Raw genomic sequence first — 15024 nt, forward strand, 5'->3', positions numbered from 1 at the left:
TTACTTCAGGCTGATCGTGGTGTTGACGCCATGGCTGAGCGTCTCGTCATCGAACCAGCGCGCGGTGACCGTCTTGGTCTGGGTGTAGAACAGCACCACCTGCTTGCCGTACGGGCCCAGATCGCCCAGCTTGGAAGCACGCGAACCGGTGAAGGAGAACAGCGGCACCGGCACCGGGATCGGCACGTTGATGCCGACCTGGCCAACGTCGATGTCTTCCTGGAACTTGCGCGCAGCCGCGCCGGACTGGGTAAACAGTGCGGTGCCGTTGCCGTTCGGGTTGCTGTTGACCATCGCGATGGCCTCTTCCAGCGTTTCCGCTTCGAGGATGACCAGCACCGGCCCGAAGATTTCTTCCTGGTAGATGCGCATGTCGGTGGTAACACCGGCAAAGATGGTCGGGCCGACGAAGTTGCCCTTCTCGAAACCATCGACCTGCGGCTTGCGGCCATCGAGCACCAGCTTGGCACCCTGCTCCACGCCCGAAGCGATCAGGCCTTCGACGCGATCACGGGCGCTGCAGGAAATGACCGGGCCGACGTCGGTGCCGGCGACCGTGCCACCGCTGACCTTCAGGGTCTTGGCCTTTTCGACCAGATCCTGCACCCAACCGCGCGCTTCACCGACCAGCACCAGGGTGGAGGCGGCCATGCAGCGCTGGCCTGCCGCACCGAAGGCCGCGCCGACCATCGCGTTGAGGGTCTGTTCCTTGTTGGCATCCGGCAGCACCACGGCGTGGTTCTTGGCGCCCATCATGCACTGCACGCGCTTGCCGGCCAGCGAGGCACGGTTGTAGACGTGGGTGCCGACGCGGGTGGAACCGACGAACGACACCGCCTTGATGTCCGGGTGGTCGCAGATCGCGTTGACCACTTCCTCGCCGCCGTGGACGACGTTCAGCACGCCCTTCGGAATGCCGGCTTCCAGCGCCAGCTCGACCAGGCGCATGGTGACCATCGGGTCCTGCTCGGACGGCTTGAGGATGAAGGTGTTGCCGGTGGCGATCGCCATCGGGAACATCCACAGCGGGATCATCGCCGGGAAGTTGAACGGGGTGATGCCGGCGCACACGCCCAGCGGCTGCATGATCGAGTAGGTGTCGACGCCGGTGGCCACGTTGTTGGCCAGCTCGCCCAGCTGCAGGTTGCCGATGGCGGCAGCGTGCTCGACCACTTCCAGGCCGCGGAACACATCGCCTTCGGCGTCGGGCAGGGTCTTGCCCTGCTCGGCGGTAAGGATGTGCGCCAGCTCGCTCATGTTCTCGCGGATCAACTGCTGGTACTTCAGGAAGATGCGCGCGCGGGTGCCGATCGGGGTCTTGCGCCAGGTCTTGAAGGCTTCCTTGGCGGCGGCGACGGCGGCGTCCACTTCGCCGGTGGTGGCGAACGGCACCTTGGCCAGCACGTCCTGGGTGGCCGGATTGATCACGTCCTGCCAGTGGGAAGTAGCCGATTCAACGAACTGGCCATCGATCAGCATGCGGATACGGGGCGCTGCAACAGTCATGACGACAATCCCACGGGGTGCGAAAGATGCTTGGCATTATTCACAGCACCCACCTCGATTTCCGGGCTGAATCCGCTTAATCTGGCCAACACGCCAGACGATTCATGTTAATTCTGTGAATTATTCAGCCATCCAGCGGCAACTCGGCCTTCGCCTGCTGCGGCTGCGCGAACAGCGGGGCTACAGCCAGGCAGCCCTGGCGCAGGCGCTGGGGCTGTCGGCCAGCTACCTGAACCAGATCGAGCGCAACAAGCGCCCACTGACCCCGGCCGTGCAGAAGAAGCTGGGCGAGGTGTTGGGCGATGTTTCCTCCCTGTTCGACGACGATGAGCCCGCCGCGCTGCAGGAAGCGCTGGGCGAAACCCTGCGGGATCTGGGCCTGGCCGACGTCAGTGCTACCGAGCTGCGCGCGCTGGCAGGCAACCTGCCGCAGGTCAGCCGCGCCCTGCTGGACCTGCATCGCCGCCACCTGGCATTGCGCGAGCATGCCGCCGCGCTGGAGTTCCAATTGGGCGAGCCGGGTGCGGGCAGCACGTTGCCGGCGGGTGACCAGGTGCGCGAGTTCTTCAACCGCATGCACAACCACATTCCCGAGCTGGACGAACTGGCCGAGCAGCTGTTCGCCGAATGGGGGCTGGCGCCGGGACACGTGGCGCCACGGCTGCGCCAGCTGCTGGCCGACCGCCACGGGGTGCTGGTGGAAGTGGCCGCGCTGCAGGCCGGGCGCGAGAAGCGCCAGTACGATGCCGGTGCGCGGCGGCTGTGGCTGCCCGATTATCTGGAGCCTGGCCAGCAGGCATTCCAGATGGCCGCCGAGCTGGCGCTGCACGGTTACCTGCCGCAGATCGATGCGGTGGTGGCGCGGGCCGGCTTCACCGACGACGCGCGCATCGCGCAGGCACGGATCGGTCTTTCCAACTATTTCGCCGGCGCGCTGGTGATGCCGTACATGCGCTTCCTGCGTGCGGCCGAGGCCAGCAGCTATGACATCGAGCTGCTGGCGCATCAGTTCGGCGTGGGATTCGAGGCGGTCTGCCATCGGTTGAGTACGCTGGCACGCCGCAGTGCGCCGGGGCTGCCGTTCTTCTTCATCCGCGTGGACCGCGCCGGCAACGTGTCCAAGCGCCACTCGGCCACCGATTTCCACTTCTCGCAGGTGGGTGGTTCGTGCCCGTTGTGGATCGTCTACGAGGCCTTCAACCAGCCCGGACGCATCCTCACCCAGACCGCGCGCATGCCCGATGGCCGCCGCCATTTCTGGCTGGCACGGCAGGTGAGCAGCGGCCCGGTGGGACACGGCCAGCCACGCAAGACCTTCGCGGTGGCACTGGGGTGTGACCTGCAGCATGCGGATCGGCTGGTGTATTCACTGGGGCTGGACGTGCAGAGCCCGGGTAATTCGGTGTCGATTGGCCCGGGGTGCCGGGTGTGCCCGCGCGAGGACTGCATGCAGCGCGCGTTCGCGCAGTTGCCTGGGCGGTAGGGTTGGTTCGGCAGGGCTGCGCCCTGCACCTGCAGAGGCCGAAGCAACGGCAACAGCAAAAGCTGGCATTCCGTGCGAAGGCGGGGCGGTGTCGGATTGCGGGGACGCCGTGAACCCGTCCCTGCGGGCTTGGCCGCGGCATCCATGCCGCGGACACCCCGCAATCCGACACCACCCCGCCTTCGACAGTTTCCTGCTACCTGTCGGAACGACGTATTGCCCTGGTGGGTGTCGACCTTGGTCGACACGGTAGATCCACGCATGGCGTGGATCTACTAAACCTTTCGTGCGTAGGCTGCATCCCATTGCAATGCCCATCCTGGAGACACCCAATGTCCTTGCTGCGCTCTTGCCTGGTCCTGCTGCTCGCCGCCGTCGCTGCGCCGGCGTGGGCGACCTTTTCCATTGCGGCCTGCAATGAGGCCGGCGACTGCGGTGTGGCGGTGGCTACGCACAACCTGGCGGTCGGGGGTGTGGGTGTGCCGTGGGCACAGGCGAAGGTGGGCGCGGTCGCCAGCCAGTTCGAGACCAACCCGACCTATGGCTCCAAAGGCCTTGAGCTGTTGGCCGAAGGCCGCACGCCTGCGCAGGTGCTGAAGCAGCTGTTGGATGAAGACGGCAACTTCGATGGCACCACGCTTGCCGAGCGCCAGGTGGGACTGGTCAGCGCGCGCGGCGGCAATGCGCAGTACACCGGCGCCACCGCGCAGCAGGCGGGTTGGGCCGGTGCGCAGGGTGAGGGCATGCTGAGCGTGCAGGGCAATGGCCTGGCCGGGCCAGAGGTGCTGGCATCGATGCAACGCGTCTTCGCCGCCTCACGTGGGCCGCTGGCCGCACGCTTGTTGGCGGCGCTGGAAGCCGGTCAGGCAGCGGGGGGGCAGCGCAGCGGGCAGTGGTCGGCGGCGCTGCTGGTGCGCACGCCCGGCGGCGACTGGCAGGACACCGATCTGCGCGTGGACGCCGACCCGCGTGCGGTAGCGAGGCTGCGCGAGCTGTACGACATGCGCCTGTCCAACGAGGCGATCATCCGCGCCGAGGAGCGGTGGGAGAAGGGTGATGTGGCAGGTGCGCGCGCGGCGCTGGCAACGTCGTTGTCGCTGGCGCACGGTTGGGACCGCACCTGGGCGCGCGCAGCACGCCTGGCGATGCGGCAGGGCGATACCGCGCTGGCGCGCGAATATCTGGCAGGACTGCGTGCGCTCAATCCGGGCTGGGTGAAGCAGGAACTGACGTTGCCGTTGTATGCGCCGTTGCAGGGTGATGCGGTGGTGGCGCCGTGGCGGTGACGCACCGCGGGGTCAGATCGTGCCGACCAAGGTCGGCACCCACCAGAGCAGTTCAATCGGCTGCGGCGTTGATCAATAGATCGGCGTCACTTTCATCTGCGGCAGCGGGCGCGGCGCGCCATCGGTGAGGTCCGGGCCCAGGTCGTACCAGCTGCGTCCCTGCTCGACCATCAATCCCCACAGCTGCTGCGAGGCCAGCCGCTTGTCTTCCGAGCCCAGCTTGTACGACGGCGGCGTCGGCTGGCCGCTGGCAACCATCGCGTACGCTGCACGGTAGGCCAGTACCTGCTGCGCCGGGTCATCGGTACGCGCCACTTCCAGCGTGTAGCGCTGGTAGGCCGAGGCCAGGTTGCGCCAGCGGATCCAGTAGTGGTTCTCGAACGAGAACGAACAGAACCGTGCACCGGCCAGGCTGCCCTTGTCGGCGATGCGGGTCAGCACCTCCTGCGGCATGTCCAGGTTCATGCCGCCCTCGTCGCCCTGCAGGCTGACGTGCACGATGCGGTCGCGGTAGCCCGGTGCACGCGCCTGCAGCAGGTCGCGCCAGTTCTGCATGGTCGCCACCACCGCGAACAGGAAACGGCCCAGCTCCGCAGCGGCCAGCGGTGTGGCGATCGACTGGTAGGTCCGCTGCCAACCGTGGCGGTTCTCGGTGGGCAGGAACACGGCGTGTTCCAGCGCCTGGCGGCCACTGCTGCCGTGGCTCATCTCTTCGGCATGCTGCGGGTAGACCAGATTGATGGCGAAGGTCGGCCAGCGCGGCAACGCGGCATCGAACAGGTGGATCGGGAAGTTGCTGCTGATGCCACCATCGGAGAACCAGCAGATCCGGAACGCGGTGATCACCGGGCCGCAGGTCTGCCCGGCACTGGTCAGCCCTTCCATGCTGTCGGCCACGTTCTGCCCGCCCTCATCTGCAGCCGTCGACGTCGGCTCGCAGCGACGTTCGCGACGCGAGGGCTCATGCAGCGGCACCGCGCTGATCAGCAGCGGGAAGCTGAGGCTCATGCGCGTGGCCACCAGTACCGGCAGCGACGCGCCCTGCGGCAGATGGTAGTAGTTGCGGCCTTCAACCTCGCGCGGTGGGCCGGCACGGTCGACCATCCACTGCACCACACTGGCCGGAAACAGCTGTTCGAACTCCTCGCGCAGGAACCAGAACTGCGCCCCACCCAACGGCAGCGTGCGCGGTTCGTTATGCGACACGCAGGTGGTGATCATCTGCAGGCTGATCGCATGCGGGCTGTCCGGCTCACCGGCATAGCGCGGCGCATCGTGCAGGTCGGCGAAGGTGAGCGGTGCATCCAGCGGCTTGCCTGACAACTGCTGCAGGCACTCGTGCAGCCACTCGGTCAATGCCGGATTGCGCGCGTCGCGGCCGAGGCCGCTGCACAGGCCCAGCAGATTGCGCCGCGCCACCCGCGCCACCCGCAGCGCGGCGCCGGCCACGCCGGCACCATAAGCGCACAGCAGCGACGGCAGCAGCGTGGCGGCCACGCCGCTCCAGCCACCGCCCCACCAGCCCAGGCCCAACAGCAGCGCCAGCGACACCAACACCTCCAGTGGCGCGATCTCGAACACGGCAACGGCCAGGCACAGCAGCTTGTGCGGCAGGCGGGCATTACCGGTCAGCACCACCAGCAGCCGATACGCCGCACGAGCGCCTCGCGCTGGCTGGAACAGGCTGTAGATGAAGCCGCGCCGCGACAGCTGCGCCGACACCGCCGATAACCCGCTGTAGCCTGCGTCGCCGGACAGGTGTTCACCCGCCTGCTGCCGACGATCACCGCACGCCGCTGCCGCTGCCACCGCCGCGGCGATGGCGCCGGCCGAGGTGCCGCCGATGCTCTTGAAGCGATATTCGCGGGCCAGCGCCAGTACCGCATTGGGGTACACGATGCCGCTGGTGATGCCACCTTTCATGACCAGATCGCAGTACTTCGCCGCCACGAGCCACCTCCCGTCTGTCGGTGCCCAGTATGGCAAGAGGCGCTCTCACAGCCTGAGAAACGAGCCACAGCCCTGCACTTTCATTGGGCCTTGACCATTGCCGCCAACGCGTCCACCGTGGGCATGCCGAAGGTATCCCTGCCGTGGCGTTGATGGCGGCAGGGATTTAAACGGGAATCCGGTGAAGGCGCCTTGCGCGCCCATTCCGGAGCTGCCCCGCAGCGGTGAATGGAAACGAATCCTGCCAACAGCACTGGGCTCGCGCCTGGGAAGCGGCAGGTAGTAGGTGGGCTGCGGCCCGTGTCCATCAGCCCGAATACCGGCCCCGGCCAGGGGACACGACCGTCCCCTGACTCGACCTGGAATCTCCGCGGGGAGGTTGCCGGGGCCGTCGTCGTCCTGCGCGTGCAGGCGATGCCGCCGCGCGCGTCCTTTTCACGGTATCCGGCCAGACCTGTTCACCCACGCGCTGATGCATGGGCCACCGCCGTTGCCGGCGGTCCATGCGGTACCTGACGATGACCGAGCTCCAACGCCCCACCCTGACCCTGCCCGCCGACGGCAAGCGCCTGCTGCTGCATTCGTGCTGCGCGCCCTGTTCGGGCGAAGTAATGGAGGCGATCACCGCCTCCGGGATCGACTACGCGATCTTCTTCTACAACCCCAACATCCATCCGGTGAAGGAATACGAACTGCGAAAGCAGGAAAACATCCGCTTCGCCGAACAGCACAACATTCCATTCATCGACTGCGACTACGACACGGACAACTGGTTCAGTCGTGCACGCGGCATGGAGAACGAGCCCGAGCGTGGTATCCGCTGCACGATGTGCTTCGACATGCGTTTCGAGCGCACCGCGCTGTATGCGCACGAGCACGGCTACGACACCATCAGTTCGTCGCTGGGCATTTCGCGCTGGAAGAACATGACGCAGATCAACGACTGTGGCATCCGCGCTGCATCCCGCTATGAAGGCCTGCAGTACTGGGATTACAACTGGCGCAAGGGCGGCGGCGCCAGCCGCATGGTAGAGATCAGCAAGCGCGAGCAGTTCTACCAGCAGGAATACTGCGGCTGCGTGTACTCGCTGCGCGATGCCAACCGCCACCGCCGCGAGAACGGCCGCGAACGGATCAAGATCGGCCTGCTGTACTACGGGCAGGACGCTGAGACGCCGCAGGGCGATTGACGTGTGGGCATGGGGCGGCCACGCTGGTCGCCCCTTCTGTTGTACCGGAACTGCCATGACCGCCCTGCCCGCCGATGTCGCCCTGCTGGTGATCGACCTGCAGCCGGACTTCATGCCCGGCGGTGCGCTGGCCTGCGATCAGGGCGATGCGCTGGTGGCACCGATTGCTGATCTGCTGGCGCAGCGCCGCTACGGCACCGTGGTGGCGACACAGGACTGGCACCCGGCCGACCATGCCTCGTTTGCCAGCCAGCATCCCGGCCAGCGCCCGTTCGAAACCATCCTGCTGCACGCGCAGCCGCAGACCCTGTGGCCGGACCACTGCGTGCAGGGCAGCGCGGGTGCCGCCTTGCACCCGGATGTGGACTGGACCGTGGCCGACCTTATCCTGCGCAAGGGCACCCGCCAGCAAGTGGATTCGTACAGTGCCTTCCGCGAGAACCACGGGCCCGACGGTACTCGTCCCGCCACCGGCCTGGCCGGTTGGCTGCACGAGCGTGGCATCCGCGAGGTGCACGTGTGCGGCCTGGCCCGCGACTACTGCGTGCTGTGGAGCGCGCAGGACGCGGTGAAGTCCGGCTTCCGGGTGAAATTCCTGTGGGAGCTGACCAAGCCGGTGACCGAAGCCAACGACGCGATGGTGCGCGAGGCGCTGGGCAAGGCGGGGATCGCGATTCTGTAGTTTCGACCCGGAAGGGACCGACGGTAGTGCCGGCCGCTGGCCGGCATCTGCACAGGTTCCGTGGCTGCCGGCCAGCGGCCGGCACTACCGGAGCCCGCATGTGCAGGCATTCTTGTCGGATCTACCTGAACACCACCGTGCGGTGCCCGTTGAGCAGGATGCGGTGCTCCACATGCCGGCGCACGGCGCGTGCCAGCACCAGCGATTCGGTATCGCTGCCCAGCCGCACCAGTTCGCGCGGTGCCATCGCGTGGTCCACGCGGGCCACGTCCTGTTCGATGATCGGGCCTTCGTCCAGATCCTCGGTGACGTAGTGCGCGGTGGCGCCGATGATCTTGACGCCGCGCGCGTGCGCCTGGTGGTACGGCTGCGCACCCTTGAAGCTGGGCAGGAAGCTGTGGTGGATGTTGATCGCACGACCGGCCAGGGCGCGGCACAGCGTGGGTGACAGGATCTGCATGTAGCGCGCCAGCACTACCAGGTCGATGCGCTCGCGTTCGACCAGGTCGATGATCTGCTGCTCCTGCACCGCACGCGTATCGGCGGTCACCGGCAGGTGATGGAACGGCACCTGGTAGGACGCGGCCAGCGCTGCGAAGTCGGCATGGTTGGACGCCACCGCCGCGATGTCGACCTTCAGCTGGCCGCTGTGGGCGCGGAACAGCAGGTCGTTGAGGCAGTGCCCCTGCTTGCTGACCAGCACCAGCAATCGTGCGCGGCGTCGGCCATCGTGCAGTTGCCAGTCCATGCCGAAGCCGGCGGCGAGCGTAGCCATGGCGGCGTGTACGGTCTCCAACGGCAGGCTGGCATCGCGGTCGAAGTGCACGCGCAGGAAGAAGCGGCCGCTTTCCTCGTCGCCGAACTGCTGGGCGTCGAGGATGTTGCAGCCGTGGTCGAACAACAGGCCGGACACGCGGTAGACGATGCCGGTACGGTCGGGGCAGGACAGGGTGAGGATGGAATCGGGGCGCATCTTCCGAGTGTAGGGCAGCGACATGCCTGCCGGATCGATGGTCACCGATGCAACCGACCTGCTTGGTTCAGTCCCAAGCGATACTTAGGTTTCTCCATGGCAAGCTGGTCGGTCATGAACCTGTTGCAACTGATCCGCAGCTTCACCCGCACCGCAGAGACCGGCAGCATTGCCGCTGCGGCCCGCATCCTTGGCATCAGCGCCACCGCAGTCGGCCAGAACATCAACCGGCTGGAGGCGCATCTGGGCGTACGGTTGCTGAACCGAAGTACGCGCCAGCTGGCCCTCAGCGAGGCCGGCGCGCTGTACCTGGCGCAGGTGCGCCACATCGAAGCCGACCTGGCACGCGCGCAGGCGATGGTCACCTCCGGTGACATCGAACCGGCCGGACCGCTGCGCATCGCCAGCAGCAGCGCGTTCGGTCGCCACGTGCTTGCGCCGTTGCTGCCTTCGCTGCAGCAGCGCTACCCGCAACTGCAGCTGGAGCTGCGGCTGACCGACCGCGCCGTGCAGCATGGTCCGGAGGCGGTGGATGCCAGCATCCGCATCGGTGCGCAGCTGGAGGACGGCGTGGTCGCGCGGCAACTGGCGCGCGTGCCCTTCGTGTTCTGTGCCTCACCGGCCTATCTGAAGGCACATGGCACGCCGCAGCTACCCTCCGACCTGAGCGGCCATCGCGGTCTGCTGCACCGCTTTCCCACCGACGGCCGGCCGCTGCGCTGGGGCCTGCTGAAGGATGGCCAGCGCGTGGGCACCGCGCTGCCGCCGAGCATGGTCTGCGATGACATCGACGCGTTGGCGACGCTGGCGGCGGCCGGTGCCGGCATCACCCGGCTGGCTGCGTTCGTGGCCGAGCCGTACCTGCGCGATGGCCGCCTGCAGGCGGTGTTCGGCGCCGATACCGCGTGGCGACCGGAGCCGATGGAAGTCTATTTCTGCGTCAGCGACCGTCGCGACTTCACCGCCAAGATCCGCGCGCTGTTCGAGCACCTGCAGGCTGGCATCGCGCCGGCCTGGCGGGTGTGACGGGGAAGAGCGGAGGGCCTTCGCGGTCAGAAACTCTCCTTCAGGCTCATCAGGTGAGCACTGGCCTCTGCCCATCCTGTCAGGGTGCGCAGGCGCAGCCCATTCCTGAAAACATGGAATACCGGAGTTTCATGGACATCCAGTTCTTTCCAGCCCGCGGGCCCCGCTTGGAGCAACATGGGATGAGAGGGATTGCTTCTGTTCCACTCGCTGACACCCGGCTGCGGCCATGCAGGAGATCGACGCACGACAAAGCGCACGCTGGATCGAATCCATGTCCATTCTGGTTCGTTCATGATCACGTGCATCGCGCGTCGCGAGGGAGCGCATGCCGGACTGACATAGGCGACCACCTCCAATCCCTCCCTGTACGTCCACCCCCGCCATTCCAGCTTTCCACTCGCAAGAGGGTGGAGAACGCCCTGCTGGCCAGGCGCGTTCCGCTCTATCTCGGGAAGTTCATCTACACGCAATGACGCCATCTCACGCAGCTCATTGGCCTCAGCAAAATGTCGAACCTGCACCAGAACCGCGTGCATTTTCCGGTGCGTTGTCTCTGTGGCAATACCTCTCCGCCCCAGTTCCGCATGAATGCATCGGACCTTGCCAAGCCATTTCTCGTCTCCAACGTACATTGAGATGTAGAAGCTGGCGCGGAACGCGGCCTCAAGGTCCAGATCGCTAAAACTGCCGCAACCATCCCCTGATGGTCTGGAAGACTCCCATGACGAATAGCCATCCACCAGCTTCTCGACTCGGTCTGAAGCGCCAGCGGCCAACATCTCCCGGTCCATTTCACGCAGTTGAGCGTCTACTGGAGTTGCTGCCCACGTACTTGTGGGCAGCAGCAAACACCAAAGCAGCATGCGACCAATCATGCGATCAGCAACTCGACATGCAGATGCTGCTCATGGAGGTTGAACAGGTCGCACGCCCTGAACAGGCGTAGCCCGGATAATCTTCGAATACCGGGTTTGGATTGGCCGACTGCACGACCACATGATCCGCTTCCGACTCCTGCCGCAATCCCGGGATGTGCACAATTGCGCGCTGTGCCCCGAAGAGTGACAGGAGCCGATAGGCTTCACCTGCACTCAGTTCGGAGACGATGGGCTCGTAGCTGAAGCTGGCCAGTCCCCGATCTCCAAACACCAGCGAATCGACAAACTGCTTGCGCGCAAGGGGTGAAAGCAACATCAGTGGGGATTCGGGAGAGAGCTCGATCATGTGAAGATCAAGCCGCCCCCGCGAGTTCACAGGGGCGTGCATGAGCGAGACATTCTCCGCCCCGGTGACACTCGCCACGTCATCACCTGCGACGGCAGGCATTGATAGAGGCAGTGAGAAAGCCGAGAGCAGAACAACCAGCATCATGGGTTTCATTGCGTTTCTCCATTGGCTGCACAACCGTGTGTGCAGCTCAACGTTGCAATGTCCGCACCCAGCGCAATGAGGTGTCATTCACATAAAGTGGTATCCGCAATCATTCCTAGTTCGTTGCGACAGGCTATGCCGCAACTCGCCGCCGCGTAGATCCCCTGCATCCTGAAGCGTCACAATGCGCTCGCAGATTGCGTCAGCGCGCCTTGAACACACCGCGCGCATCGCGTGGCTCACAGCGCAGGTACTGGGGCGCAGCGTCCACGCTGTCGCGCAATGCTGCGGCAGCGTGCCACGGCCAACGCGGGTCGTAGAGGATGCCGCGCGCCAGGGCCACGGCATCGGCGTGGCGGTGGCGCAGAATCGACTCGGCCTGTTCCGGTTCGGTGATCATGCCCACCGCGATCACCGGCATGCGCACCTTGGCCTTGATCGCCGCGGCGAACGGCACCTGGTAACCGGGGCCGACGGTGATCTTCTGGCGCTCGTCCAGGCCACCGCTGGAGACATGCAGGAAGTTGCAGCCGCGCGCGTCCAGCACCTGGGCCAGCGCCTCGCTCTGCACCAGGTCCCAGCCGCCATCGACCCAATCGCTGGCAGAGATGCGCACGCCCACGGCGACCTTGTCGGACACCACCGCACGCACCGCGTCGAACACTTCCACCAGCAGGCGCAGGCGGTTCGGCAGCGAGCCGCCGTAGCCATCGGTGCGGCGGTTGCTCAGCGGCGACAGGAACTGGTGCAGCAGGTAACCGTGCGCGGCATGCAGCTCGATCAGCTCGAAGCCCAGGCGCTCGGCACGCACCGCACTGGCGGCGAAGGCGGCGATGACTTCGGCGATGCCGGCTTCGTCCAGCTCCTGCGGTGCCGGATCGGTGGCATGGAACGGAAGTGGCGACGGTGCCAGCGTGGCCCAGCCACGCGCATCGTCGGCCGGCAACTGGCCACCGCCGTCCCACGGACGCTTCACCGAGGCCTTGCGGCCGGCGTGGCCCAACTGGATGCCCAGCGGCATCGGCGACCAGCGGCGAACGCTGGCCAGCACCTGCGCCAGCGCGGCCTCGGTGCCATCGTCCCACAGGCCCAGGTCGGCCCAGCTGATGCGGCCGCGCGGCTCGACCGCGGTGGCTTCCAGGATCAGCAGGCCGGCGCCGGACTGCGCCAGGTTGCCCAGGTGCATGGCATGCCAGTCGCTGGCGCGGCCGTCTTCGGCGGAGTACTGGCACATCGGCGCGATGACGATGCGGTTGGACAGGGTCAGGGGGCCGAACGAGATCGGCGAAAACAGCTGGGTCACGGCGAGGCGGGGGAGAAGCGGATGGGGGGGCGTATTGCACCGCCGCACGGCCTGCGAATCAACCGTCTGGATGGATCGCTGTTTCGTGGGAAGGCGCAGACGCAGGGTCAGCGCACCCAGCCGGCCAGCGCCTCGGCGCAGTCGCGCTCGTCCTTGAACTGCAGCAGGTCGTCGGCGCGGGTGCGGCCACGGTTCAGCGCGGCTACCGGCAGCCCCGCCTTGGCTGCGGCCTGCACGATGCGGAAACCGGAATAGACCATCAGCGAGGAACCCACCACCAGCACCGCGTCGGCCTGCTGCAGGTGATCGTGCACCGCCGCCACGCGTTCACGCGGCACGTTTTCGCCGAAGAACACCACGTCCGGCTTCAACACGCCGCTGCAGTGCGGGCACTCGGGCACCACAAACGTGAAGAAATCGGTCTCCAGGTCGGCGTCGCCATCCGGGGCGATGCCGGCCTCCAGCGCGTCCCAGCCGGGGTTGGCGTCCAGCAGGCGCTGTTGGAATTCCTCACGGCCACTGCGGCGCTCGCAGCCCATGCAGCGCACCAGATCCAGACGGCCGTGCAGGTCGATGACGTTGTGGCTGCCGGCACGCTGGTGCAGGCCGTCCACATTCTGCGTCAGCAGCACCTGCAGCGTGCCGCGCGCTTCCAGCGCGGCCAGGGCCTGGTGGGTGCCGTTGGGCTGGGCCAGGCCGAAGCGCGGCCAACCCAGCAGGCTGCGCGCCCAGTAGCGCTGGCGGGTGGCCGCCTCGCCCATGAAGGCCTGGTAAGTCACCGGCGGCGTGCGTTTCCACTGGCCATCGGTATCCCGGTAATCGGGAATGCCCGAAGCGGTACTGCAACCAGCGCCGGTCAGTACGAACAGGCGCTGGGCGCGGTCGATGAAGTCGGTCAGTGGCGGGGTCATGGCTGCCAGATGGGGGCGCGGCGGCGCCCCCGCAAGCGCAGGTTCAGCCGGCGGATCAGGCTGCCGGCAGCGGCGGCACCGCGATCGGATGGCCTTCCTCGTCCAGCGCGATCATCACGAAGTGGCCGCGGGTGCACAGCTTGCGCTCGCCGCTGTGCAGGTCTTCGGCGACCAGTTCCACCTCGACCTTCATCGAGCTGCGGCCGACTTCGACGATGCGGCCGATGGTTTCCACCATCTGGCCGATGCGGATCGGCAGCTTGAAGTCGACCTGGTCGCTGCGCGCGGTCACCACCGTGCGCCGCGAATAGCGGGCGGCGGCCAGGAAGGCGGCCTTGTCCATCCACGCCAATGCCTGGCCACCGAACAGGGTGCCGAGGTGGTTGGTGTGGTTGGGGAAGACGATTTCGGCCATGCGCACTTCGGTGGGCGGCACGGTCTCGGGGATCGGGGTCATGGGGGTGCTTCGGTGTGGGGTGCTGCGGATTCTAAGCGACCGGCGTGATGGCCATCGGAATGCACGTGCAACGGTCACCCGGCAGCGGCGCCTGCGCAGGCCGCGCCTGTGGCAGGCGTTACACTGCGCCACGCCCACTGCCAGGACTGCCCATGCCCGCCACTTCCGACCTGCTGGCCTTTGCGCTGGTCTCGCTGGCCATGGTGCTCACACCCGGGCCGAACATGATCTACGTGATCTCGCGCTCGATCTGCCAGGGGCCGGTGGCAGGCCTGATCTCGCTGGGCGGGGTGGCGCTGGGCTTCGTGTTCTACATGCTGTGCGCGGCGCTGGGCATCACCGCCTTGCTGATGACCGTACCGTTCGCCTACGACGCGCTGCGCATCGGTGGCGCGCTGTACCTGCTGTACCTGGCCTGGCAGGCGCTCAAGCCCGGCGGCCGCTCGCCGTTCGCGGTACGCGAGCTTCCACAGGACAGCCCGCGCAAGCTGTTCACGATGGGCTTCCTGACCAATCTGTTGAACCCCAAGGTGGCGGTGATGTACCTGTCGCTGCTGCCGCAGTTCCTGCACCCGGACAGCGAAGGCAGCGTGTTGATGCAATCGGTGGTGCTGGGCTCCACCCAGATCGCGGTGAGTGTGACCGTGAACGGCATCATCGCGCTGACCGCGGGCAGCATTGCCGGCTTCCTCGCCGCGCGCCCGACCTGGCAGGTGGTGCAACGCTGGCTGATGGGCACGGTGCTGGCCGGGCTGGCGGTGCGCATGGCGGTGGAAGGGCGGCGGTAAGACATACGGTAGCGCCGGGCCATGCCCGGCGAGCGCGCAGCGCGGCCGACGTTGTCCGTCGTGCCGGACGGTTTCCGCCGAGCATGGCCCGGCGC

The 15024-nt window shown here is 66.7% G+C and carries 14 protein-coding genes and 1 riboswitch; of the genes, 6 read left to right on the top strand and 8 right to left on the bottom strand.

Translation table 11 applies throughout. The annotated features are described in order from the left end of the window. Nucleotides 1-1506, bottom strand: a complete 1506-nt coding sequence (locus V9K93_RS17295; protein ID WP_046984531.1) for a CoA-acylating methylmalonate-semialdehyde dehydrogenase — start codon at nucleotides 1504-1506, stop codon at nucleotides 1-3. 115 nt (nucleotides 1507-1621) lie between these two features. Between V9K93_RS17295 and V9K93_RS17300 the strand changes: the two genes are divergently transcribed. Both V9K93_RS17300 and V9K93_RS17305 read left to right on the top strand, forming a co-directional pair. Beyond that, nucleotides 1622-2989: a helix-turn-helix domain-containing protein gene (locus V9K93_RS17300; protein ID WP_337302930.1), complete on the top strand. Its 1368-nt coding sequence runs from the start codon at nucleotides 1622-1624 to the stop codon at nucleotides 2987-2989. Between the two features lie 332 nt (nucleotides 2990-3321). Further along, complete coding sequence (locus tag V9K93_RS17305; RefSeq protein ID WP_253079597.1) at nucleotides 3322-4275, top strand: DUF1028 domain-containing protein; 954 nt, start codon at nucleotides 3322-3324, stop codon at nucleotides 4273-4275. Between the two features lie 72 nt (nucleotides 4276-4347). On the opposite strand, the gene V9K93_RS17310 is transcribed toward V9K93_RS17305, so the two are convergent. Then, on the bottom strand, nucleotides 4348-6198 hold the full coding sequence (locus V9K93_RS17310) for a patatin-like phospholipase family protein (protein ID WP_169050350.1): 1851 nt from the start codon (nucleotides 6196-6198) through the stop codon (nucleotides 4348-4350). Nucleotides 6199-6352: 154 nt separating this feature from the next. Then, nucleotides 6353-6567: riboswitch (cobalamin riboswitch) on the top strand. Between the two features lie 161 nt (nucleotides 6568-6728). Between V9K93_RS17310 and V9K93_RS17315 the strand changes: the two genes are divergently transcribed. Together V9K93_RS17315 and pncA are read left to right on the top strand one after the other, a co-directional pair. Further along, nucleotides 6729-7415, top strand: coding sequence for an epoxyqueuosine reductase QueH (locus V9K93_RS17315; RefSeq protein ID WP_428709771.1), 687 nt, complete (start codon nucleotides 6729-6731; stop codon nucleotides 7413-7415). 55 nt (nucleotides 7416-7470) lie between these two features. Beyond that, complete coding sequence (gene pncA / locus V9K93_RS17320) at nucleotides 7471-8097, top strand: bifunctional nicotinamidase/pyrazinamidase (protein ID WP_136639100.1); 627 nt, start codon at nucleotides 7471-7473, stop codon at nucleotides 8095-8097. Nucleotides 8098-8218: 121 nt separating this feature from the next. Here pncA and purU read toward each other — a convergent pair whose 3' ends face one another. Further along, entirely contained in the window at nucleotides 8219-9070 is an 852-nt protein-coding gene (gene purU, locus V9K93_RS17325) for a formyltetrahydrofolate deformylase (RefSeq protein ID WP_136639137.1), read from the bottom strand. A 114-nt stretch (nucleotides 9071-9184) separates the two neighbouring features. Between purU and V9K93_RS17330 the strand changes: the two genes are divergently transcribed. Continuing rightward, complete coding sequence (locus V9K93_RS17330) at nucleotides 9185-10096, top strand: LysR family transcriptional regulator (RefSeq protein WP_136639099.1); 912 nt, start codon at nucleotides 9185-9187, stop codon at nucleotides 10094-10096. 26 nt (nucleotides 10097-10122) lie between these two features. On the opposite strand, the gene V9K93_RS17335 is transcribed toward V9K93_RS17330, so the two are convergent. The 5 genes from V9K93_RS17335 to V9K93_RS17355 all read right to left on the bottom strand — a co-directional run bounded on the left by V9K93_RS17335 (nucleotide 10123) and on the right by V9K93_RS17355 (nucleotide 14141). Continuing rightward, a complete protein-coding gene (locus V9K93_RS17335) occupies nucleotides 10123-10878 on the bottom strand; it encodes a hypothetical protein (protein WP_337302931.1) in 756 nt (251 codons plus the stop codon). A gap of 100 nt (nucleotides 10879-10978) precedes the next feature. Next, the gene (locus V9K93_RS17340; protein WP_101764733.1) at nucleotides 10979-11479 is read right to left on the bottom strand and encodes a hypothetical protein; all 501 of its coding nucleotides are present in this window, start codon (nucleotides 11477-11479) and stop codon (nucleotides 10979-10981) included. A gap of 193 nt (nucleotides 11480-11672) precedes the next feature. After that, complete coding sequence (locus V9K93_RS17345) at nucleotides 11673-12773, bottom strand: NADH:flavin oxidoreductase/NADH oxidase (protein WP_337302932.1); 1101 nt, start codon at nucleotides 12771-12773, stop codon at nucleotides 11673-11675. 107 nt (nucleotides 12774-12880) lie between these two features. Continuing rightward, on the bottom strand, nucleotides 12881-13684 hold the full coding sequence (locus V9K93_RS17350) for an NAD-dependent protein deacetylase (protein WP_337302933.1): 804 nt from the start codon (nucleotides 13682-13684) through the stop codon (nucleotides 12881-12883). 55 nt (nucleotides 13685-13739) lie between these two features. Then, the gene (locus V9K93_RS17355) at nucleotides 13740-14141 is read right to left on the bottom strand and encodes an acyl-CoA thioesterase (protein WP_004153688.1); all 402 of its coding nucleotides are present in this window, start codon (nucleotides 14139-14141) and stop codon (nucleotides 13740-13742) included. Nucleotides 14142-14293: 152 nt separating this feature from the next. On the opposite strand from V9K93_RS17355, the gene V9K93_RS17360 reads away from it, so the two are divergent. After that, nucleotides 14294-14929: a LysE family translocator gene (locus V9K93_RS17360; RefSeq protein WP_253079592.1), complete on the top strand. Its 636-nt coding sequence runs from the start codon at nucleotides 14294-14296 to the stop codon at nucleotides 14927-14929. Nucleotides 14930-15024: the final 95 nt, after the last annotated feature.

It is taken from the genome of Stenotrophomonas sp. CCNWLW162 (assembly GCF_037203745.1).
Lineage (GTDB): Bacteria > Pseudomonadota > Gammaproteobacteria > Xanthomonadales > Xanthomonadaceae > Stenotrophomonas > Stenotrophomonas maltophilia_AQ.